General features: G+C 71.6%; 16 protein-coding genes. 7 read left to right on the top strand and 9 right to left on the bottom strand.

The window, feature by feature from the left end; all coding sequences use genetic code 11:
• The first annotated feature begins 5 nt into the window (after positions 1 to 5).
• Together AB4039_RS15815 and AB4039_RS15810 are read left to right on the top strand one after the other, a co-directional pair.
• A complete protein-coding gene (locus AB4039_RS15815; RefSeq protein WP_442270995.1) occupies positions 6 to 560 on the top strand; it encodes a DUF6114 domain-containing protein in 555 nt (184 codons plus the stop codon).
• The gene (locus AB4039_RS15810; protein WP_442270994.1) at positions 550 to 1,872 is read left to right on the top strand and encodes a hypothetical protein; all 1,323 of its coding nucleotides are present in this window, start codon (positions 550 to 552) and stop codon (positions 1,870 to 1,872) included. Before AB4039_RS15815 ends, AB4039_RS15810 begins: the two co-directional genes overlap by 11 nt.
• Positions 1,873 to 1,942: 70 nt before the next feature.
• On the opposite strand, the gene AB4039_RS15805 is transcribed toward AB4039_RS15810, so the two are convergent.
• The 4 genes from AB4039_RS15805 to pta all read right to left on the bottom strand — a co-directional run bounded on the left by AB4039_RS15805 (position 1,943) and on the right by pta (position 7,600).
• Complete coding sequence (locus AB4039_RS15805; protein ID WP_442270993.1) at positions 1,943 to 2,278, bottom strand: hypothetical protein; 336 nt, start codon at positions 2,276 to 2,278, stop codon at positions 1,943 to 1,945.
• Between the two features lie 488 nt (positions 2,279 to 2,766).
• On the bottom strand, positions 2,767 to 4,197 hold the full coding sequence (gene pyk / locus AB4039_RS15800; RefSeq protein WP_266842367.1) for a pyruvate kinase: 1,431 nt from the start codon (positions 4,195 to 4,197) through the stop codon (positions 2,767 to 2,769).
• A 62-nt stretch (positions 4,198 to 4,259) separates the two neighbouring features.
• Positions 4,260 to 5,474, bottom strand: a complete 1,215-nt coding sequence (locus AB4039_RS15795; RefSeq protein WP_266842368.1) for an acetate kinase — start codon at positions 5,472 to 5,474, stop codon at positions 4,260 to 4,262.
• 35 nt (positions 5,475 to 5,509) lie between these two features.
• Positions 5,510 to 7,600 carry a phosphate acetyltransferase gene (gene pta / locus AB4039_RS15790; RefSeq protein WP_442270992.1) on the bottom strand — a complete coding sequence of 697 codons (2,091 nt, stop codon included), beginning with the start codon at positions 7,598 to 7,600 and terminating at the stop codon, positions 5,510 to 5,512.
• 312 nt (positions 7,601 to 7,912) lie between these two features.
• Between pta and AB4039_RS15785 the strand changes: the two genes are divergently transcribed.
• Positions 7,913 to 8,938 carry an ATP-dependent 6-phosphofructokinase gene (locus tag AB4039_RS15785; protein ID WP_266842370.1) on the top strand — a complete coding sequence of 342 codons (1,026 nt, stop codon included), beginning with the start codon at positions 7,913 to 7,915 and terminating at the stop codon, positions 8,936 to 8,938.
• Positions 8,939 to 9,054: 116 nt separating this feature from the next.
• Here the strand turns inward: AB4039_RS15785 and AB4039_RS15780 are convergent, their stop codons facing one another.
• Positions 9,055 to 9,678 carry a helix-turn-helix domain-containing protein gene (locus AB4039_RS15780; protein WP_266844044.1) on the bottom strand — a complete coding sequence of 208 codons (624 nt, stop codon included), beginning with the start codon at positions 9,676 to 9,678 and terminating at the stop codon, positions 9,055 to 9,057.
• A 410-nt stretch (positions 9,679 to 10,088) separates the two neighbouring features.
• On the opposite strand from AB4039_RS15780, the gene AB4039_RS15775 reads away from it, so the two are divergent.
• Positions 10,089 to 10,529, top strand: a complete 441-nt coding sequence (locus AB4039_RS15775) for a MerR family transcriptional regulator (protein ID WP_266842371.1) — start codon at positions 10,089 to 10,091, stop codon at positions 10,527 to 10,529.
• A gap of 36 nt (positions 10,530 to 10,565) precedes the next feature.
• Positions 10,566 to 10,925, top strand: a complete 360-nt coding sequence (locus AB4039_RS15770) for a thioredoxin domain-containing protein (protein ID WP_266842372.1) — start codon at positions 10,566 to 10,568, stop codon at positions 10,923 to 10,925.
• On the opposite strand, the gene glgB is transcribed toward AB4039_RS15770, so the two are convergent.
• The 4 genes from glgB to AB4039_RS15750 form a co-directional block, all read right to left on the bottom strand.
• A complete protein-coding gene (gene glgB, locus AB4039_RS15765) occupies positions 10,915 to 13,209 on the bottom strand; it encodes a 1,4-alpha-glucan branching enzyme (protein WP_266842373.1) in 2,295 nt (764 codons plus the stop codon). The two genes, AB4039_RS15770 and glgB, sit on opposite strands and share 11 nt — an antisense overlap.
• Positions 13,206 to 14,642 carry a maltokinase N-terminal cap-like domain-containing protein gene (locus tag AB4039_RS15760; protein WP_266842374.1) on the bottom strand — a complete coding sequence of 479 codons (1,437 nt, stop codon included), beginning with the start codon at positions 14,640 to 14,642 and terminating at the stop codon, positions 13,206 to 13,208. The genes glgB and AB4039_RS15760 overlap by 4 nt, the downstream gene beginning before the upstream one ends.
• A gap of 156 nt (positions 14,643 to 14,798) precedes the next feature.
• Entirely contained in the window at positions 14,799 to 16,505 is a 1,707-nt protein-coding gene (treS, locus tag AB4039_RS15755) for a maltose alpha-D-glucosyltransferase (RefSeq protein ID WP_266842375.1), read from the bottom strand.
• Entirely contained in the window at positions 16,502 to 18,496 is a 1,995-nt protein-coding gene (locus AB4039_RS15750) for an alpha-1,4-glucan--maltose-1-phosphate maltosyltransferase (RefSeq protein WP_266842376.1), read from the bottom strand. Before AB4039_RS15750 ends, treS begins: the two co-directional genes overlap by 4 nt.
• A 335-nt stretch (positions 18,497 to 18,831) precedes the next feature.
• Here AB4039_RS15750 and AB4039_RS15745 point away from each other — a divergent pair, with 335 nt between their 5' ends.
• Both AB4039_RS15745 and AB4039_RS15740 read left to right on the top strand, forming a co-directional pair.
• A complete protein-coding gene (locus AB4039_RS15745; protein WP_442270991.1) occupies positions 18,832 to 19,416 on the top strand; it encodes a GNAT family N-acetyltransferase in 585 nt (194 codons plus the stop codon).
• A gap of 597 nt (positions 19,417 to 20,013) precedes the next feature.
• The coding region (locus AB4039_RS15740; RefSeq protein ID WP_442270990.1) for a hypothetical protein at positions 20,014 to 20,593 on the top strand (580 nt) is incomplete at its 3' end.

The following is a 20,593-nucleotide window of genomic DNA, read 5'->3' as shown; positions in this document are numbered from 1 at the left end:
TGTCCATGAACCCCCAGGCCCCGGTTCGCGCCGCAGACGACGCTTGGTTCACCGTGGTGTACTACCGCTTCCGTGCCTGGAGGGGGGAACGGCCCTTCTGGGCGGGTCTCTTCACCGCCGTGGGTGGCGTTCCGATCGCCTACTTCCCCTACGCGGACCTCCGGCTGGGCAACATCACCATCGCGATGGCGACCACCGCCGGCGCGGGATCGCTGATCATCGGCATCCTGCTGATCACCCTCGGCATCGCCCTCTGGTTCCAGCAGGGCATGCGGGTGTTCGCCGGTGTCGCTGCGATCCTCCTCGCGCTGGTCTCCCTGCCGGTCTCCAACCTGGGCGGTTTCTTCCTCGGATTCCTCTTCTCCCTGCTCGGTGGAGCGCTCGCGCTGTCCTGGGCCCCGGGGAAGCCGGTCGAGGAGGAGCCCGAGGTCAATACGGAGGACAAGGCTCAGGAGCCGGTGCACGGCCTCTTGGGGGTCCCCGGTCCCCGCGACATGGAAACGGCTTACGCGACCGAGACCAATGCCCACGCCGATGGCGGGAGGAACAGTGCGGGGTGACGAGACGCAGAGGGGCGTGGCCCCTGGCGCAGAGTCCCGCGACAGGAAGGGCCCGCGCCACGCGGCGCCCAGGAAGTCGCTGCTGAACAAGCTCCAGATACCCGTCGGCAAGACGATGGCGCTGGCGGCGATGCCGACGGCCGTGTTCGTCGGGATGGGCATGGCCCCGAAGATGGCCCTGGCCGACGACAAGGACATCCCCTTCGCGCCCGGCCCCTGTGTGACCCGGTCCGACGAGCCCACCGAGTCGGCCTCGCCGTCGCCGTCCAAGACGCCCTCGCCGAGCACGTCGCCCACCACGACGCCCTCGCCCGGTGCGAGCGGGACCCCGAAGCCGGTCACCACCCCCGCGCCCGCCGCGTCCGGCTCCCCCAAGAAGGAAGCGGACAAGCAGGCGCCGTCGGCCCCCAAGCCGTCCGCGAGCGCGAGCACCTCGCCCTCCCCGTCCCCTTCGGCGACCAAGAGCACGAACCCGCTCGACCCGCTGGGAGTGGGCGACGCCCTCAAGGGTCTCGTCGACGCGCTCGGCAGGCCGGTCAAGGACGCGCAGAAGCCGGCCACCCCGACGACGCCCGCGCCCACCCCGAGCGGCGCGGCGAAGACCGCGGACCCGGCCGCGGACGCGATCCGCGAGGCGGCGAAGAAGGYCGGCGTCGAGGTCAAGGAACTGCCCCAGGACGTCAAGGACACCGTCAAGACCCCGAAGGACGAGACGGGCAAGGCCGCCGACCCGAAGAAGACCGCCGACGAGACCGACCCCGAGGCCTCGCCGTCGCCCTCTCCCTCGACCTCGGCGACCACGGACCCGGACGGCAAGCAGCCCTTCCCGTGCCCGACCTACGACGCCAAGGCCCTGGCCGACGCGAAGCTGGAGCCGGGCATCCCGCTGCTGCCGGACGAGCCCTGGTACCTGGACAGCTCGCTGCTGACCCTCTACGGCCTGGACTACGCTGGCATCGTCGAGGTGAAGACGGCGGGCGGCAAGGTCAAGAAGGTCCTGAAGTTCACCGCGGACTCCCTGGACATCAAGGACCTGTACCAAACCGTCGGAACGGGCGACAACATCGCGCACCTGAAGTCCCGTCCGGGCTCCACGTCCAAGATCCGCGGGGCCAAGGTGACGATGTACACGGAGAGCCTCAAGGGCAACCTCTTCGGGCTGATCCCGATCGAGTTCACCCCGAACAGCCCGCCGCCCCTGAACGTCCCCTTCGCGTTCTTCACGAACGTCAAGGTCGTCCAGGCCGGCCAGTTCGGCGGCAACCTCACCGTCCCGGGCCTGAAGAACTACATCGGCCCGGCGGAGAAGTAGCCGCGTACGCCGTACACACACCCGAGGCCCGCTCCCTTTAGGAAGCGGGCCTCGGTCGTGCGTGCGGTGCTCAGACGTCGAACCGGGGCAGGACGTCGGTGTTCATGCCGTACTCGTCGAAGATGCCCACCAGCGCCCGGGTCATGGAGTCCACGCCGGGCTCGCGGACGATCACCAGATCCTGGACCTGGAAGTAGGAGCCGTCGGCGCATTCGCCGGTGGTCGACCAGACGTCCATGACCCGGGCGACCTCGTCGAGGGTCAGGAGCGTGGCACTCCAGCGCGTTCCGTCGGGTGCCGTGACAATCGCGTCGGTGTTCTTCACGGTCCGAGGATCGTCTTCGGCGCTGAGGATGTAGGTGATGGAGAACCGGGCCGTCTCCACGGTGTGGAAGGGCTCATCCATACAGCTTCTTCAGTTCCTTGGTCACGTTCGGCTCATGCCTCTTGTCGGTCATCGCGACGACATCGTAGGTGTCCCCGAACCCTGCGGAACAACAGCCTTCCACCGTTCTTGGCCCGCAGGTACATGACTTCGTTGGCCTTCAGGTTTGCGGTGCCCAGTCCCTGAGGGGGCTCGGTGAACGGCCCGTTGGGCGGATTGTCCCTCAGCTTGGCTTCGAGCGAGTTGAAGTCCCGGGCCATGTCCCGGTTCTGGTCTCAAGGAGCTTGCGCATCCGCTCCAGGGTGAAGCGGGCCCGGAACTCGTCGACGGCACGACTGACCTGTGCGGCGATGCGGCGGAACTCCGTGTTCACCGCGTGCGGAATCTCCACAGCCGAAGCCGAAGCCGGGACGCCGCCGCGGAACGCACCGAGGGCGGCGCTCCCGGTCCCCGTGGGGGAGTCGGGGGCGCCGCCCTCGGTCTCTGTGCGGCAGAGGTCGGTCGGTGGGTCAGGCCTGGGTGGCGCTGCCCACGTGGTGGACGCGGACCATGTTGGTCGTGCCCGGGACGCCGGGGGGCGAGCCGGCCGTGATGATCATGGTGTCGCCGGCGGCGTAGCGGCCCAGCTTGAGCAGCTCGCCGTCCACCAGGTCGACCATCGCGTCCGTGTTGTCCACGTGCGGGACGACGTAGGAGTCGACGCCCCAGCTCAGGGTGAGCTGGTTGCGGGTGTTCACGTCCGTGGTGAAGGCCAGGATCGGCTGCGTGGCGCGGTAGCGCGACAGGCGGCGGGCCGTGTCGCCGGACTGGGTGAAGGCGATGAGCGCCTTGCCGTCGAGGAAGTCGGCGATCTCGCAGGCCGCGCGGGCGACGGAGCCGCCCTGGGTGCGCGGCTTCTTGCCCGGGACCAGCGGCTGGAGGCCCTTGGAGAGCAGCTCCTCCTCGGCCGCCGCGACGATCTTCGACATCGTCTTGACGGTCTCGATCGGGTAGGCGCCCACCGAGGACTCCGCGGAGAGCATGACCGCGTCCGCCCCGTCCAGGATCGCGTTGGCCACGTCGGAGGCCTCGGCGCGGGTCGGACGGGAGTTGGTGATCATCGACTCCATCATCTGGGTCGCGACGATCACCGGCTTGGCGTTGCGGCGGCACATCTCGATGAGCCGCTTCTGGACCAGCGGGACCTTTTCGAGCGGGTACTCGACGGCGAGGTCGCCGCGGGCCACCATGACCGCGTCGAAGGCGTCGACGACCGCCGCCATGTTCTCGACGGCCTGGGGCTTCTCGACCTTGGCGATGACGGGGACGCGGCGGCCCTCCTCGTCCATCACCTTGTGGACGTCCTTGACGTCGCTGGCGTCGCGGACGAAGGAGAGGGCGACCATGTCGCAGCCCATCCGCAGGGCGAAGCGCAGGTCGTCGACGTCCTTCTCCGACAGGGCGGGGACGTTCACGGCGGCACCCGGCAGGTTGATGCCCTTGTGGTCCGAGATGACACCGCCCTCGATGACGATGGTCTTGACCCGCGGGCCCTCGACCTCCGTCACCCGCAGTTCGACGTTGCCGTCGTTGATCAGGATCTGGTCACCCATGGCGACGTCGCCCGGGAGGCCCTTGTAGGTGGTGCCGCAGATGGACTTGTCGCCCGGGACGTCCTCGGTGGTGATGGTGAACTCGTCACCGCGCACCAGCTCGACGGGACCCTCGGCGAAGGTCTCCAGACGGATCTTCGGGCCCTGGAGGTCGGCGAGCACGCCGACCGCGCGCCCGGTGTCCTCGGAGACCTTCCGGACGCGGTCGTACCGCTCCTGGTGTTCTGCCTGGGATCCGTGGCTGAAGTTGAATCGGGCCACGTTCATACCTGCCTCGATGAGCGCTTTCAGCTGCTCATACGAGTCGACGGCGGGGCCCAGCGTGCAGACGATTTTGGAACGGCGCATGAAGCGGATCCTATCCGTTTGTTTCGTAGCGGAATATTCCGTCTGGTGGAAAGTCCAAGTGACTACTGGGTAACCAGCGCGTACGCCTGCGTGGCGATCTCCAGTTCCTCATCGGTCGGGACCACGGCCACGGCCACCCGGGCGTGCTCCGCCGACACCAGCCGGGGCTCGGCGGACCGGACGGCATTGGCTTCGGGGTCCAGCACGAGACCCAGCTCCTCCAGTCCCGCCACCGCAGCCTCCCGGACGCCGGCCGCGTTCTCCCCGACGCCCGCCGTGAACACCACCGCGTCCACCCGGCCGAGTACCGCCGTATAGGCGCCGATGTACTTCTTCAGCCGGTGCACGTACGCGGCCAGCGCGAGCCGGGCCGCCGGGTCGCCCCCGTCCGCCCGCCGCTGCACCTCGCGCATGTCGTTGTCGCCGCACAGACCCAGCAGACCGCTCTTCTTGTTCAGCAGCGAGTCGATCTCGTCGACGGACAGGCCGCCGACCCGGGCCAGGTGGAAGACGACCGCGGGGTCCACGTCGCCCGAACGGGTCCCCATGACCAGGCCCTCCAGCGGGGTCAGACCCATCGAGGTCTCCTCGCACACCCCGCCCCGGACGGCCGAGGCGGAGGCCCCGTTGCCCAGGTGGAGCACGATCACGTTGACGTCCTCGACCGGCTTGCCCAGCAGCGCCGCCGTCGCCCGGGAGACGTAGGCGTGCGAGGTGCCGTGGAAGCCGTAGCGCCGGATGGCGTACTTGTCGGCCGTCGCCGCGTCGATCGCGTACCGGGCCACGTGCTCCGGCATCGTCGAGTGGAAGGCCGTGTCGAAGACGGCGACCTGCGGGACGTCCGCGCGCAGCGAGCGGGCCACCTCGATGCCGGTCGCGTTCGCCGGGTTGTGCAGCGGGGCCAGCGGGATCAGGCTGCGGATCTCCGCGAGCACCTCGTCGTCGATCACCGTCGGCTGCGTGAAGCGGGTCCCGCCGTGCACCACCCGGTGCCCGACCGCGGCCAGCTCCGGGGAGTCCAGGCCCGTGCCGTCGGCGGCCAGCTCCGCGGCGACCGCCTTCAGGGCGGCCCCGTGGTCGGCGATCGGGCCGACCCGCTCGCGCCTGCCGGCCGCGGCGCCGGGGCCGGTGAGGGGTTCGTGCACGAGCCGGGAGGTCTCCTCGCCGATCCGCTCCACCAGCCCCGCCGCGAGGCGGGACCGGTCCGCCATGTCGAGGAGCTGGTATTTGACCGACGAGGAGCCGGAGTTGAGGACGAGTACGCGCGATGCGGTCACGGTGGCGGTCTTTCCTTCTTGCGGACGGAGGGAGGTCAGGCGGAGGCGGACGGCGCGCCCTGGGTCTGCGCCTGGATCGCGGTGATGGCCACGGTGGTGACGATGTCCTGCACCAGCGCGCCCCGCGAGAGGTCGTTGACCGGCTTGCGCAGACCCTGGAGCACCGGGCCGACCGCGACGGCGCCCGCCGAACGCTGCACGGCCTTGTACGTGTTGTTGCCCGTGTTGAGGTCGGGGAAGATCAGCACGCTCGCCCGGCCGGCCACCTCGGAGTCCGGCAGCTTGGTCGCCGCGACCGACGGTTCCACGGCGGCGTCGTACTGGATCGGACCCTCCACGGCCAGGTCGGGGCGCTGGGCGCGGACGGTCTCGGTGGCCTTGCGGACCTTGTCCACGTCCGCGCCCGAACCGGAGGTGCCGGTCGAGTACGAGAGCATCGCGATCCGCGGCTCCACGCCGAAGGCGGCGGCGGTCGCGGCGGACTGGACGGCGATGTCGGCGAGCTGCTCGGCGTTGGGGTCCGGGTTGACGGCGCAGTCGCCGTAGACGAGGACCTTGTCGGCCAGGCACATGAAGAAGACCGAGGAGACGATGGAGGCCTCCGGCTTGGTCTTGATGATCTCGAAGGCCGGCCGGATGGTCGCGGCGGTGGAGTGCACCGAGCCGGAGACCATGCCGTCGGCGAGCCCCTGCTGGACCATCAGGGTGCCGAAGTAGTTGACGTCGGTGACCACGTCGGCGGCCAGTTCGACGGTCATGCCCTTGTGGGCGCGGGCCTGGGCGTAGTACTCGGAGAACCGTTCCCGCAGGGGGGAGGTCGCCGGGTCGATCAGCTGCGCGCCCGAGATGTCGAGGCCCAGGTCGCCGGCCTTCTTCAGGATCGCCTGCTCCTCGCCGAGCAGGGTCAGGTCGCAGACCCCGCGGCGCAGCACCACGTCGGCCGCGCGCAGCACGCGCTCCTCGGTGCCCTCGGGCAGGACGACGCGACGCCGCTCGGACCGGGCCCGCTCCAGCAGCTCGTGCTCGAACATCATCGGGGTGACCCGCTCGGACCGGGCCACGGACAGCAGCCCGCGCAGTTCGGCGGTGTCCACGTGCCGTTCGAAGAGACCGAGGGCCGTCTCCAGCTTGCGCGGGGTCGCGGAGTTCAACCGGCTCTGCAGCGAGAAGAGTTCGGCGGCCGTCGGGAAGCTGTTGCCGGCCACCGACACCACCGGGGTGCCCGGTGCCAGCTTCGAGGCCAGGGTCAGGACCTCGTCGGTCGGGCGCTCGTTCAGGGTCAGCAGCACGCCCGCGATCGGCGGGGTCCCGGAGGTGTGCGCGGCCAGCGCCCCCACGACCAGGTCCGAGCGGTCCCCGGGGGTGACGACCAGGCAGCCCGGGGTCAGGGCGTTCAGGAAGTTCGGCAGCATCGCGCCGCCGAAGACGAAGTCCAGGGCGTCGCGCGCCAGCCCGGCCTCGTCGCCGAGGAGCACCTCGCCGCCGAGCGCCCGGGTGATCTGGGCGACGGTGGGGGCCGACAGGGACTTGTCGTCGGGCAGCACGTAGCAGGGCACCGGCAGCCGGGCCGCGAGCCGCTCGGCTATGACGTCGCGGTCCTCGGCGGCCACCCGGTTGACGACCATCGCCACGACGTGGCAGCCCAGGCTCTCGTAGGCCCGGTGGGCGTTGCGCGCCTCGGCGCGCACGGCCTCGGCGAGGTGCTTGGTGCCGCCCACCACGGGGACGACGACGGCGCCGAGCTCGTTGGCGAGCCGGGCGTTCAGCGCGAGCTCGTCCGGGAGGTTCGTGTCGGCGTAGTCGGTGCCGAGGACCAGCATGACCTCGTAGTCGCGGGCCACCCGGTGGTAGCGGTCGACCAGCCGGGACACCAGCTCGTCGGTGCCCTTCTCGGCGAGGATGGCGGAGGCCTCCTCGTACTCCATGCCGTACGCCGTCGCGGCGTCCTGGTCGATCCGGTAGCGGGCCTTGAGGAGGTCGAAGAGCCGGTCGGGGCCGTCGTGAAGCAGCGGCCGGTACACGCCGACCCGGCCCGTCTGACGCGTCAGGAGCTCCATGATCCCCAGCTCGACGACCTGGCGGCCGTCCCCCCGCTCGATACCGGTCACGTACACGCTGCGCGTCACGCGTGCTCTCCGTCCCATGATGTGTGTGCCGGGCCGGCCCCGCCGCGGAGCGGGGAGATCTTCGGCCTGGTTGTCCCGATTGGTGTGGGCTTGACCTCTTGACAATACCTCTGGGGATGGATGGGGCGCCCGCCGGGCAAAAGGCCTGGTGGGGAGGGTCGAAAGGCCCGGTGGGCGGATCGGCGCGGCGAGCGCGCCCTCCTCGGACCGTGGAACAATCGGACGGGGTGCACCATTACGCCCTTCATCTTGTACGGCCGTACGCCCGCACGCGCCCGGCCGGGTACGACCAGGAGCAGGAGACACAGCACGATGCGTATCGGAGTTCTCACCGCAGGCGGCGACTGCCCGGGCCTGAACGCTGTCATCCGGTCGGTCGTACACCGCGCCGTGGTCGGTCACGGGGACGAGGTCATCGGTTTCGAAGATGGTTTCAAGGGCCTCCTCGACGGTCACTACCGCCCCCTCGACATCAACGCCGTCAGCGGCATCCTGGCCCGCGGCGGCACCATCCTCGGCTCGGCGCGCATGGAGCGCGCCCGGCTCCACGAAGCGGCCGAGAACGCGGCCGAGTTGGCCCGGCGCTACGAGCTCGACGCGCTGATCCCGATCGGCGGCGAGGGCACCCTGACGGCCGCCCGGATGCTGTCCGAAGCCGGGATGCCGGTGGTCGGCGTACCGAAGACCATCGACAACGACATCTCCGCCACCGACCGCACCTTCGGCTTCGACACCGCCGTCATGGTCGCCACCGAGGCCATAGACCGCCTCAAGACCACCGCCGAATCGCACCAGCGCGTGATGGTGGTCGAGGTCATGGGCCGCCACGCGGGCTGGATCGCCCTGGAGTCCGGCATGGCCGGCGGCGCCCACGGCATCTGCCTGCCGGAGCGCCCGTTCGAGGTGGAGGCCCTGGTCAAGATGGTGGAGGAACGATTCTCCCGGGGCAAGAAGTTCGCCGTCATCTGCGTGGCGGAGGGCGCGCACCCGGCCGAGGGATCCATGCCCTACGAGAAGGGCGAGATCGACGCCTACGGTCACGAGCGCTTCGCCGGCATCGGCAACCGCCTCGCCGTCGAGCTGGAACACCGCCTGGGCAAGGAGGCCCGCCCGGTCATCCTCGGCCACGTCCAGCGCGGCGGCACCCCCACCGCCTACGACCGCGTCCTCGCGACCCGCTTCGGCTGGCACGCGGTGGAGGCCGTCCACCGCGGCGAGTACGGCAACATGACCGCCCTGCGCGGCACCGACATCGTGATGGCCCCGCTCGCCCACGCGGTCACCGAGCTGAAGACCGTCCCGGAGAACCGGATGTACGAGGCCGAATCGGTCTTCTGACCCGGACCGGCAGGCCCCGCCCGGCGGGACCTTCGACCCCACTTGCGCGCCGAACGGCCCCGGGCGTCTCCCTCGCGGAGCGCCCGGGGCCGTTTCGTCGCAGGAGGGGGCGTGGCCTATCCCGCACCGCCGGCCAGCGCCCAGAACCGGTCCACGATCTCCGCGAGGAACTCCCGGCCCGCGTCCCCGGTCCCGGCCGCGCCCCCGCCGCCGCCCCAGCTCAGGGTGGCCACCATCCGCGACTGGTAGTCGTTGTGCATCGTCTCCAGGACCCGCTCCAGGTGGGCCTTGGGTACCGGCAGCAGCTTGGCCAGCGGTTTCGTGTACGCCTGCCAGCGGGTGGTGACCGCGCTGCGCAGCAGTCCGGCGAGCTCCTCCTCCTTGCCGGTAGCCGCCACGAACTGGGCCAGGGTCAGGCCGAGCACCGAGGCGAGGGCCGCGGACTGCCGTTCGTTGCCCTTCCAGCGCCCGGTGTCCTCCATCTTCTGGTAGGAGTTCGCGTCCAGCCCGATCCGCCGGGCCAGGTCGTCGGGGTCCAGGCCGCGCGCCATGCGGTGTTCGCGCAGGGAGACGGGCTCGGCGAGCAGCTCGCCGGGGGCGCACCAGAGCACGCCGGCAAGGGCCGTGAGCTCGGCGGCGGTGGGGGACTGTTCCCCCCGCTCCCACGCCATCACGGTTTCGGGCGCGACAAGCAGTCCGTACTGGGCGCGCAGGCCATAGGCGACATGACCGGGAGCCATGCCCAGGGCCGCGCGCAGACGACGCGCGGCGGGGGCATTGAAAGGTGGGCTGGAGTGCACATGGCACACCGTAGGAGTGGCCGAGGCGTGGCGACTACCAACCAATCAAACAAGCTCATAACTCGTAGGAAAGTCCTATGGAGTTTGACGCTTTGGGCCGGTTTCCCTGCGACTGTCCGGTAATCGGATTAAGGGAAGATCCAATATCAGCGTACGGATTCAGCCACTCCATTGCAGGCGCCTTCCGCATACTCGCGAAGTGATCCCCGTCACATGCCCCGAACCGGACATCCACCCCGTACGTGATCCATGGCGGGGACCCTCGCACACGGGGGTGGCGAGGGTCCCCGGGATTCCCGGCCCGCGCCCGCCCTTGCCTTGACGTCGGCGTCAAGCCCTACGGTCGGTCCATGCGCATCGGCGAACTGGCGGAGCGGGCCGGGACCAGCACACGGACCCTCAGGTACTACGAATCACGCGGGCTGCTGGCCGCCCGGCGGACCGGCAACGGCTACCGCGACTACGACGAGGATGACCTGCGGCTGCTGCGGCAGATCCGCACCCTCCAGGACTTCGGCTTCGAACTGGAGGAGACCCGCCCCTTCGTCGACTGCCTGCGCGCCGGCCATCCGGCCGGGGATTCCTGCCCGGCCTCCCTCGCCGTCTACCGGCGCAAGCTCGACGAGCTCGACGGCCTCATCGGCCAGCTGGCCGGCGTCCGCGAGCAGGTGGCCCGGCAGCTGGCCGCCGCCGAGGAAGCGGCCGGGGCCGGCGCCGGGGCCCTCCCCGGGGCCGGCGACGGGGAGGGCCCCGGGGAACCGCCCGCGCCGCGCTGCGAGATGACCGGCTGACCCGCGACCGAACCACCCGCACGAGAGGGGAACCACATGATCCACGCCCAGGGCGTACCCGAAGTGACCGACGCCGACTTCACCGCGGAGGTACTGGAGGAACGGGGCCGGCCCGTCCTCGTGGAGTTCACCGCGGACTGGTGCGGACCCTGCCGCCAGCTCGCCCCCGTCCTGTCCGCCGTCGCCGCCGAGGAGACGGACCGGCTCAAGGTCGTCCAGATCGACGTCGACCGCAACCCGGCCACCGCCGCCCGCTACGGCGTCCTGGCCACACCGATGCTGTTCGTCTTCCAGGGCGGCGAACCCGTACGCCAGCTCGTCGGCGCCCGCGCCAAGCGGAAGCTGCTCCAGGAACTCGAAGAGCACCTGGAGCAGCGGCCGGCCGCTACGGCCTGAGCCAGACCGTCGCCATCGGCGGGAGCGTCATCCGCAGGCTCGCCGCACGCCCCTGGGCCGGAACCGGCTCGGGGCGCAGCGCGCGGGCGTGGTGGACGCCGCTCCCGCCGTACGGTTCGAGGTCGGTGTTGAGGACCTCGCGCCACTGACCCACCTCCTGCGGCACCCCGATCCGGTAGCCGTGCCGCACCACCGGGGAGAAGTTCGACACGCACAGCAGCGGCGAGCCGTCCCGCGCGAACCGGAGGAACGCGAACACGTTGTCGTCGGCGGCGTCCGCCTCCACCCACGCGAAGCCCTCCGGCACGCTGTCGCGCTCCCACAGCGCCGGCGAGGCCGTGTACGTGCGGTTCAGGTCGCGCACCAGGTTCCGTACGCCCAGGTGGTCACCGGCCGCCGGGTACGAGGAGTCCAGCACCCACCAGTCCGGGCCGTACGTCTCCGACCACTCCGAACCCTGCGCGAACTCCTGCCCCATGAACAACAGCTGCTTGCCCGGATGGGCCCACATGAAGCCCAGGTACGCCCGGTGCGTGGCCCGCTGCTGCCACCAGTCGCCCGGCATCTTCGACACCAGCGAACGCTTGCCGTGCACCACCTCGTCGTGCGAGATCGGCAGCACGTAGTTCTCGCTGAACGCGTACACCATGCCGAAGGTCATGTCGTGGTGGTGGTACTTGCGGTGCACCGGCTCCTTCGACACGTACCGCAGCGTGTCGTGCATCCAGCCCATGTTCCACTTCAGCCCGAAGCCCAGCCCGCCCGCGTCCGTCGGCCGCGTCACCCCGTCCCAGGCCGTCGACTCCTCCGCGATCGTCATCACCCCCGGGCAGCGCCGGTACACCGTGGCGTTCATCTCCTGGAGCAGCGCCACCGCGTCCAGGTCCTCCCGGCCGCCGTGCGCGTTCGGCGACCAGTCGCCCTCGTCGCGCGAGTAGTCCAGGTACAGCATCGAGGCCACCGCGTCCACGCGCAGCCCGTCCACGTGGAACTCCTGGCACCAGTACACGGCGTTGGCGACCAGGAAGTTGCGGACCTCCTTGCGGCCGTAGTCGAACTCCAGCGTCCCCCAGTCCGGGTGCGCCGCCCGGCGCGGGTCCTGGTGCTCGTACAGCGGCCGCCCGTCGAACTCGGCCAGCGCCCAGTCGTCGCGCGGGAAGTGCGCGGGGACCCAGTCGACGATCACCCCGATCCCGGCCCGGTGCAGCGCGTCGACGAGGAGGCGGAAATCGTCCGGCGTGCCCATCCGCGAGGTCGGCGCGTAGAACCCGGTGACCTGGTAGCCCCAGGACCCGCCGAAGGGGTGCTCGGCGACCGGCATCAGCTCCACGTGCGTGAACCCCAGCTCCTTCACGTACGCGGGCAGCTGCTCCGCCAGCTGCCGGTACGAGAGCCCCGGCCGCCAGGACGCCAGGTGCAGCTCGTACACCGACAGCGGCGCCTGGTGCGGCGCCCGCGCTCCGCGCCGCGCCATCCACTCCGCGTCCTGCCACACGTACCGGGAGGCGGTCACGATCGAGGCGTTGGCCGGCGGGACCTCCGCGTACCGGGCCATCGGGTCGGCGCGCAGGGTGTGGCCGCCGTCCGGGCGCGTGATCTCGTACTTGTACAGGGTGCCCTCGGCCACCCCCGGCAGGAACAGTTCCCACACGCCGCTCGCACCCAGCGAGCGCATCGGGTACGCGACCGCGTCCCAGTACGAGAAGTCCCCGGTCACCCGCACGCCCAGGGCGTTGGGCGCCCACACCGTGAACCGGGTGCCCGCCACCCCCTGGTGCTCCATCGGCTGCGAGCCGAGCGCCGTCCACAGCTCCTCGTGCCGGCCCTCGCCGATCAGGTGCAGGTCCAGCTCGCCGAGGGCGGGCAGGAACCGGTAGGGGTCGTGGACCTCGATCTCGTCGCTGTCGTACGTCACCAGCAGCCGGTAGTCCGGCACCCCGGTCAGCGGCAGCAGCCCGGAGAACAGCCCGTCCCCGTCGTCGAAGAGCTCCGCCCGCAGCCCCTTGGCGACCACCGTGACGGCCTTCGCGTACGGGCGCAGCACCCGGAAGGCCACCCCGCCGCGCTGCGTGCGGGCCCCCAGCACCGCGTGCGGGTCGTGGTGGCGGCCCTCCAGCAGCCGGGCCCGTTCCTCCGCGGCCAGCGCGGGGGCCGGCCGCACGCCGTGGGGCGGGGCGGCGCGGCGGGCCCGGGGGGTGCGGGACCCCTTCGGTGCGGCTGGAGCGGCGGGCTCGGGTGCGGCCTTGTCGCGGACGGTCGGTGACGGCTGTCGTGCGGCGCTCACGCGAGCGGCCTCCTCGGGGGCTTCGGGTGGGGAGTGGTGCCGGGGATGACCGGCGGGGGCATGCGGTGGGCGGGTCGCTGGGGTTCCGACAGCCGGCGGATGGCCGCCATCGGGACGTGCAGCCAGTCGGGGCGGTGCCGGGACTCGTAACGGGCCTCGTACACCGCCTTGTCGGTCTCGTACGCGCGCAGCAGCACCGGGTCCTCGCGGGGGTCGCGGCCGGTGGTGCGGGCGTAGCCCTCGCAGAACGCGGACCGGCAGGCGTCCGCCCAGGCGGGGGCGAACGGCCGGTGCGAGCGGGCGGCGTAGTCGAAGGAGCGCAGTATCCCGGCGATGTCGCGCACGGCCGGTTCGGGCCGGCGCCGGTCGGCCAGCGGCCGCGCGGGCTCCCCCTCGAAGTCGATCAGCGCCCAGCTGCCGTCGGCGGTGCGCAGGGTCTGTCCCAGGTGCAGGTCGCCGTGGATGCGCTGGGCGGGGACCCCGGCGCCCCGGGAGGCGGCCAGGGCGTCGAAGGCCCCGCGCAGCCCGGCCTCGTAGGGCTGGAGGGCGGGTACCTCGCGGACGGTGGCGGCGAGCCGTGCGGTCATCCCGGCGGCGAGCCGGGCCGTCTGCTCGGGGCCGAGCGCCAGGGTGGGCAGGGCGGCGGCCAGCGCGCTGTGCACCTCGGCGGTGGCCCGGCCCAGCGCGTGCGCCTCGGCGGTGAAGTCGGCCCCGGCGCCGAGCCGGCGCAGCGCCAGCTGCCAGCCGTCGTCGGAGCCGCGCAGGTAGGGCTGGAGGACGCCCAGGGTCAACGGTTCTCCACCGGGCAGTTCGGCCTCGTACCAGGCGACGGGCGCGGGCACCCGGGCGCAGCCGGCGGCGGCCAGCGCTCTGGGCAGTTCCAGGTCGGGGTTGACCCCGGGGCCGACCCGGCGGAACACCTTCAGGATGTACGAATCCCCGTAGATCAGCGAGGAGTTGGTCTGTTCCCCGGACAGCGGCCGGGGAGTGAGTCCGGCCGGGACCGGGGCCCCGGGGTCCCGGTCGAAGCGCAGCGGCCCCAGGGTGCCGGGGGAGCGCAGCCGCTCCAGCAGCATCGAGGCGAGCCGCGGGTCGCCCAGCGCCTCGTAGACCGTGCGGCCCGCGTACGGCCCGGACTCGACGTGCCCGATCAGGGCGGGGCCGAGGGCGGGCGGCAGGGGTGACGGGCGGATCCCGAGCAGGAGTTGGTAACAGTCCCCGTCCACGTCGAGGAGCAGGTGCAGCAGGCCGGGGGTGGATCCCGGCGGCAGCAGCTCGGCCGCGGAGACGGCCCTGAGCCTGCTGATGGCGCGGCCCTTGCCCGCGAACCAGCGCTGGGCGGGCAGCCAGGCCCGCAGCATCGGTTCCAGCGGGGCGATCCCGGCGGCCCGGTCGGCCGTCAGCCGGCTCCGGGCGGATGCAGCCTCCGACATGGCGTCGCGTCCTTTCCCCGGGCCGTCACAGAATGCGCAGAGTGTCCCGGATGTGCGGCAGTTGCTTCTCCGGTATGGGCGAGTGTCGGGTCAGGATGATCCGTACAGGGGCGGGCGATTGACCCAAATGAGTGCCCGCCCCGTACATCGGCCCCGTCAGTCGGCGCGCTGGTCGCTCCGCAGGCGGAACCAGTAGAAGCCGTGGCCCGCCAGGGTCAGCAGGTACGGCCACTCGCCGATCGGCGGGAAGCGCACGTCACCCGTGAGCTCCACCGGGACCCGCCCGTTGAACGACCGCAGATCGAGCTCGGTGGGCTGCGCGAAGCGCGAGAAGTTGTGCACGCACAGCACCAGGTCGTCCCCGTACTCGCGCAGGAACGCGAGCACCGCCGGGTTCGACGACGGCAGTTCGGTGTACGAGCCGAGTCCGAAGGCCGGGTTCGCCTTGCGGATCTCGATCAGCCGACGGGTCCAGTGCAGCAGTGAGGAGGGCGACGCCATGGCCGCCTCGACATTGGTGACCTGGTACCCGTGGACCGGGTCCATGATGACCGGCAGGTTCAGCCTGCCCGGATCGCAGGAGGAGAAACCGGCGTTGCGGTCCGGGGTCCACTGCATCGGGGTGCGGACCCCGTCGCGGTCGCCGAGCCAGATGTTGTCGCCCATGCCGATCTCGTCGCCGTAGTAGAGCACCGGCGAGCCGGGCAGCGACAGCAGCAGGGCCGTGAACAGCTCCATCTGGTTGCGGTCGTTGTCCAGGAGCGGGGCGAGCCGGCGCCGGATGCCGATGTTGGCCCGCATCCGCGGGTCCTTGGCGTACTCGGCGTACATGTAGTCGCGCTCTTCGTCCGTGACCATTTCGAGGGTGAGCTCGTCGTGGTTGCGCAGGAAGATGCCCCACTGGCAGCGGTCCGGGATCGCCGGGGTCTTGGCCAGGATTTCGGAGACGGGGTAGCGGGACTCTCTTCGGACCGCCATGAAGATGCGCGGCATGACGGGGAAGTGGAACGCCATGTGGCACTCGTCCCCGCCCTTCGCGTAGTCGCCGAAGTAGTCGACGACGTCCTCGGGCCACTGGTTGGCCTCGGCGAGCAGCACCGTGTCCGGGTAGTGCGCGTCGATCTCCGCCCGGACCCGCTTGAGGAGCCGGTGGGTGCGCGGCAGGTTCTCGCAGTTGGTGCCCTCCTCGGCGTACAGGTAGGGCACGGCGTCGAGGCGGAAGCCGTCGATGCCGAGGTCCAGCCAGAAGCGCAGGGCGGAGACGATCTCCTCCACCACCGCCGGGTTCTCGTAGTTGAGGTCCGGCTGGTGCGAGAAGAAGCGGTGCCAGTAGTACTGCTTGCGTACGGGGTCGTACGTCCAGTTCGAGGTTTCGGTGTCGACGAAGATGATGCGGGCGTCCTGGTACTGCTTGTCGTTGTCGGCCCACATGTAGTAGTCGCCGTACGGTCCGTCCGGGTCCTTGCGCGACTGCTGGAACCACTCGTGCTGGTCGCTCGTGTGGTTCATGACGAAGTCGATGATCACCCGCATGCCGCGGGTGTGGGCCGCGTCCACGAACTCCACGAAGTCGGCGAGGTCGCCGAACTCGGGCAGCACGGACGTGTAGTCGGAGACGTCGTAACCCCCGTCGCGCAGGGGCGAGGCGAAGAACGGCGGCAGCCACAGGCAGTCGACGCCGAGCCACTGGAGGTAGTCCAGCTTCGCGGTGAGCCCCTTGAGGTCACCCACGCCGTCGCCGTTGCTGTCGTGGAAGGAGCGGACGAGCACCTCGTAGAAGACCGCCCGCTTGAACCAGTCGGGATCGCGGTCCTTGGCGGGGGTGTCCTCGAAGGTGTCGTGGACGGGATCGTTGATCATCATGTGGTGGGTGACCCTCCGGTGGGCGGGGACGGTCGCAGGGCGGCCAGTACGTGCGCGGGCGTGCGGCCCGGTTCCAGCCGCACGTAGTTCGCCCTGCCCCAGTGGTAGGTCTCGCCGGTGAGCTCGTCGCGCACCGCGAGGGACCCGTGCCAGTCGAGGCCGAGTACCGGCATGTCCAACGAGACCGTCGCCTCCTGGGTGTGGTGCGGGTCGAGGTTGACGACCACCAGTACGGAATTGCCTCCGGCATGCTTCGAAAAGGCGATCACCTGTTCGTTGTCGGTCGTGTGGAAGTGGATGTCGCGCAATTGCTGGAGGGCGGGGTTGCGCCGGCGCAGCCGGTTCAGGGTGGTGATCAGCGGGGCGATGGAGCGGCCCTCGCGGTCGGCGGCGGCCCAGTCGCGGGGCCGCAGCTCGTACTTCTCGGAGTTGCGGTACTCCTCGCTGCCCTCGCGCACCGGCTCGTTCTCGCAGAGCTCGTAGCCGGCGTAGACGCCCCAGGTGGGGGAGAGGGTGGCGGCGAGGACCGCCCGGACCTCGAAGGCCGGCCGACCGCCCTTCTGCAGGTACTCGTGCAGGATGTCGGGCGTGTTCACGAAGAAGTTCGGCCGCATCACGGAGGCCGAACGGGTGCCGGACAGCTCCGTCAGGTACTCGGTCAGCTCCGCCTTGGTGTTGCGCCAGGTGAAGTACGTGTACGACTGCTGGAAGCCCACCGCCGCGAGCGCGCGCATCATGGCGGGGCGGGTGAAGGCCTCCGCCAGGAAGATCACGTCGGGGTCGGACTTGTTGATGTCCGCGATCACCTTCTGCCAGAACACGACCGGCTTGGTGTGCGGGTTGTCCACGCGGAAGATCCGGACGCCGTGATCCATCCAGTGCCGCAGGATCCGGACCGTCTCCGCGACGATGCCGGCCATGTCGGCGTCGAAGTGGATCGGGTAGATGTCCTGGTACTTCTTCGGCGGGTTCTCGGCGTAGGCGATCGTCCCGTCCGCGCGGTGGCGGAACCACTCCGGGTGCTTCTCCACCCACGGGTGGTCCGGGGAGCACTGGAGGGCGAAGTCGAGCGCGATCTCCATGCGCAGCTCACGGGCGCGCGCGACGAAGGCGTCGAAGTCCTCGATGGTGCCGAGCTCGGGGTGGACGGCGTCGTGCCCGCCCTCCGTGGAGCCGATCGCCCACGGCACGCCCGGGTCCCAACTACCCGCAGACAGCGTGTTGTTCGGGCCCTTGCGATAGGTGGACCCGATGGGGTGGACTGGGGGCAGGTAGACCACGTCGAAGCCCATGGCGGCGATGGCCGGCAGCCGCTCCGCGGCCGTCCGGAAGGTGCCGCTGACCGGAGCCTCGCCCGGCTCGACCACCGCGCCCTCCGAGCGCGGGAACATCTCGTACCAGGAACCGAAGAGGGCCCGCTTGCGTTCGACCTGCAGGGGCAGCGGCTTGGCCGCGGTGACCAGCTCGCGGTACGGGCGCTTGGCGAGCGCCGCGTCGACCGCCGGGGCGAGCGCGGCCGCGTACCGCCGCTCCACCGGCCGGTCCTCGTCGCGCATCGCGTCGGCCGCCGCCAGCACGGCCTCGCGGCCGTCGCGCTTGGGGATCTTGGCCGCGGCGCGGGTGTACAGCTCCGCGCCTTCGAGCAGGGTCAGCCCGGTGTCGAGGCCCGCCGGGATCTTGATGGCGGCGTGGGCGCGCCAGGTGGCGACCGGATCGCTCCACGCCTCGACGGTGTAGGTCCACCTCCCCTCGATCTCGGCGGACACCCGGGCCCCCCACCGGTCGGTGCCGGGGGCGAGCTCGTTCATGGGGACGGGCGGGCGCAGCCGCCCGCTGGGATCGCGCAGGACGACGTGCGCGGCAACGGCGTCGTGGCCCTCGCGGAACACGGTGGCGGAGATTTCGAAGACCTCGTCCACGACCGCCTTGGCGGGTCTGGCGCCGCAGTCGACGGCAGGGCGGACGTCCAGCACGGGAATGCGACCGATCATGATGGGATCACCTGGGGGCAGTTCGCGGGGCTCGGTGACAACAGGCCAGCCGCGATGGCGGCTGGTAGTGCACGCTCTGTTCGCTCTGTTTCTAGCCGCTCGGAAGACGGCTGGGCTGCGGGCATGGCCGCTCCTGTCCGCGTTCACTCGGGTGGCGGGGAAAGGTTGAGGGCGGGTGCGCCGTGCGTGTACCGCGCGTACCCGCAGAGCCCTGCCCCACTCACACCCCGCCCAATCCGTGCTGTTGGTTAACTACTCGTACGTAGTGGCACGCGGAACTCCAAGGGATGGATCGACATCCGCCGAGGCTCCGTCAAGTCGGCGAGGAGCAGCCGTTGTACAGCGAGATAACCCCCGTCCCACCCGCCTCCAAGGCCCCACAGCCGGTGTTCGCGCTGCCCTGCGGGATGGAGCTGCGACCCTGGCGGGAGGCGGACGCCCCGGTCCTCGTGGAGGCCTACGGGGACCCCGGCATCCGGCACTGGAACCGGCCCCAACCGGAGTCCCCGGAGTCGGCCGTCGCCCGCGTCCGGCGGTGGGGTCTGCGCTGGGAGTCGGGGGAGGCCGCGGTGTGGGCGCTGGCCGACCCGGGCCCGGCCCCGGCCGTCGGGCTCGTCGGCCTCGGCGACATCGATGTGAGCGGTGGCAGCGCGGAGTTCCTGTACTGGCTCCTGCCCCGCGGCCGCGGGCGCGGCGCCACGGTGCAGGGCGTACGGGCCGTCTCCCGGTGGGCCTTCGACGGCCTCGGCCTGCACCGGCTGCGGATCTGCCACTCGGTGGCCAACCCGGCCTCCTGCGCCGTCGCCGTCCGGGCGGGCTTCCCCCTGGAGGGCACGATGCGCGGCGCGCTGCACCACGCGGACGGCTGGCACGACGAGCACCTGCACGCCCGGCTGGCGACGGACCCGGAGACGGTGTAGCCGGTGGCCGCCCCCGCCGCCGGACCACCGCCGCCCCTGTTCCCGTACGTCGGCCCGCCGGGCCCGGCCGCCCTCGCCCGCCCCGGGGTGCGCGGGCGGGCCGTGCGCGGCCCCGCGGGACCCGGACCCCCTCCCTGGCGACCCGGGCGGGCCCTGCACCCACGTGGTCGACCGGGAGGGGGTCCTGCGGATCGCCCCCCGGCGCAGCGAGCGCGTCGTCCGCGGGCGGTGAACCGGTACGGGCGGCGGGGGAGATGGGCTTCCCGCGGACCGTCACCGGGTCGTGGACGGTGGACTCGGTGAGCAACCCGTCCACCGGCTCCTGCCCCGGCCCGACGACCCGACGACCCGACGACCCGACGGCCCGGCGGGCCGTCGCCGCCGCCCTGGACCGGGCCGGGATCGGCCGCCCCGAGGGCTTCACCCACACACGGTGGTCTTCCGCCGGTGCGAGAACTGCCGGGAGTGCGACGTCGTCCGGGAGGCCGGTACGTGTGCGCCCCGTGCGACGCCGACCTGCCACCCGGGTGGGGCGCCGGCCACGGGACCTGACGCCGGCGGTCCGCCGCGCCCCGCGCACGCGGCACAATGCCCGGCATGGGTCTGACGGAGCAGCTCGGACATCCCGACCCCCGGCAACGGGAGGACGCCGCACGCCGGGTGGCGCGGCGGGTGTGGGAGCCGGAGGCGGAGGAGGCGATCGGCGCCGCGCTCGTGCGGGCCGTCGGCGCCGAGACGGAACCCGGCGCGCTCGCGGCGCAGCTCGACGTGCTGCCCGCCGTCGAAGCGGGACTCACCGACGAGGGCCTGCACCGGCTCGGCCTGGTCCGCTCCGCGTCCCCCGTGCTGGCCCGGCTCCTCGCGCGGGCCGGCCGGCTCCAGATCTCCGCGCCCGTACGGGCGAGCGGCGCCGCCACCCTCGCCGTCGTGCGCTGCCTGCGCGGCGCCCCGCGCACCGGGCTGCGGCTGCGCACCCCGGACGGGGCGTGGACCGTGCTGGAGCGCATCGAGCTCTACGGCCGGGCCGTCGACCGCCTCGACTCCGGGTGCACCGGGCGGGTGCTGCTCTCCGGCCCCGGGGCGCGCGGCCTGGGGGAGTGGGAGCGCCTCGACGCCGACCCCCGCCCGCGGGAGTGCGTACGCGGGCTGCGCGCGCCCGACCCCCGCGTCCGCGCGC

Origin of the sequence: Streptomyces sp. M-16 (genome assembly GCF_052114405.1) — a bacterium.
Taxonomy (GTDB): domain Bacteria; phylum Actinomycetota; class Actinomycetes; order Streptomycetales; family Streptomycetaceae; genus Streptomyces.
The sequence above is the reverse complement of the archived record's forward strand: the minus strand, read 5'-3'. Positions and strand labels throughout refer to the sequence as shown.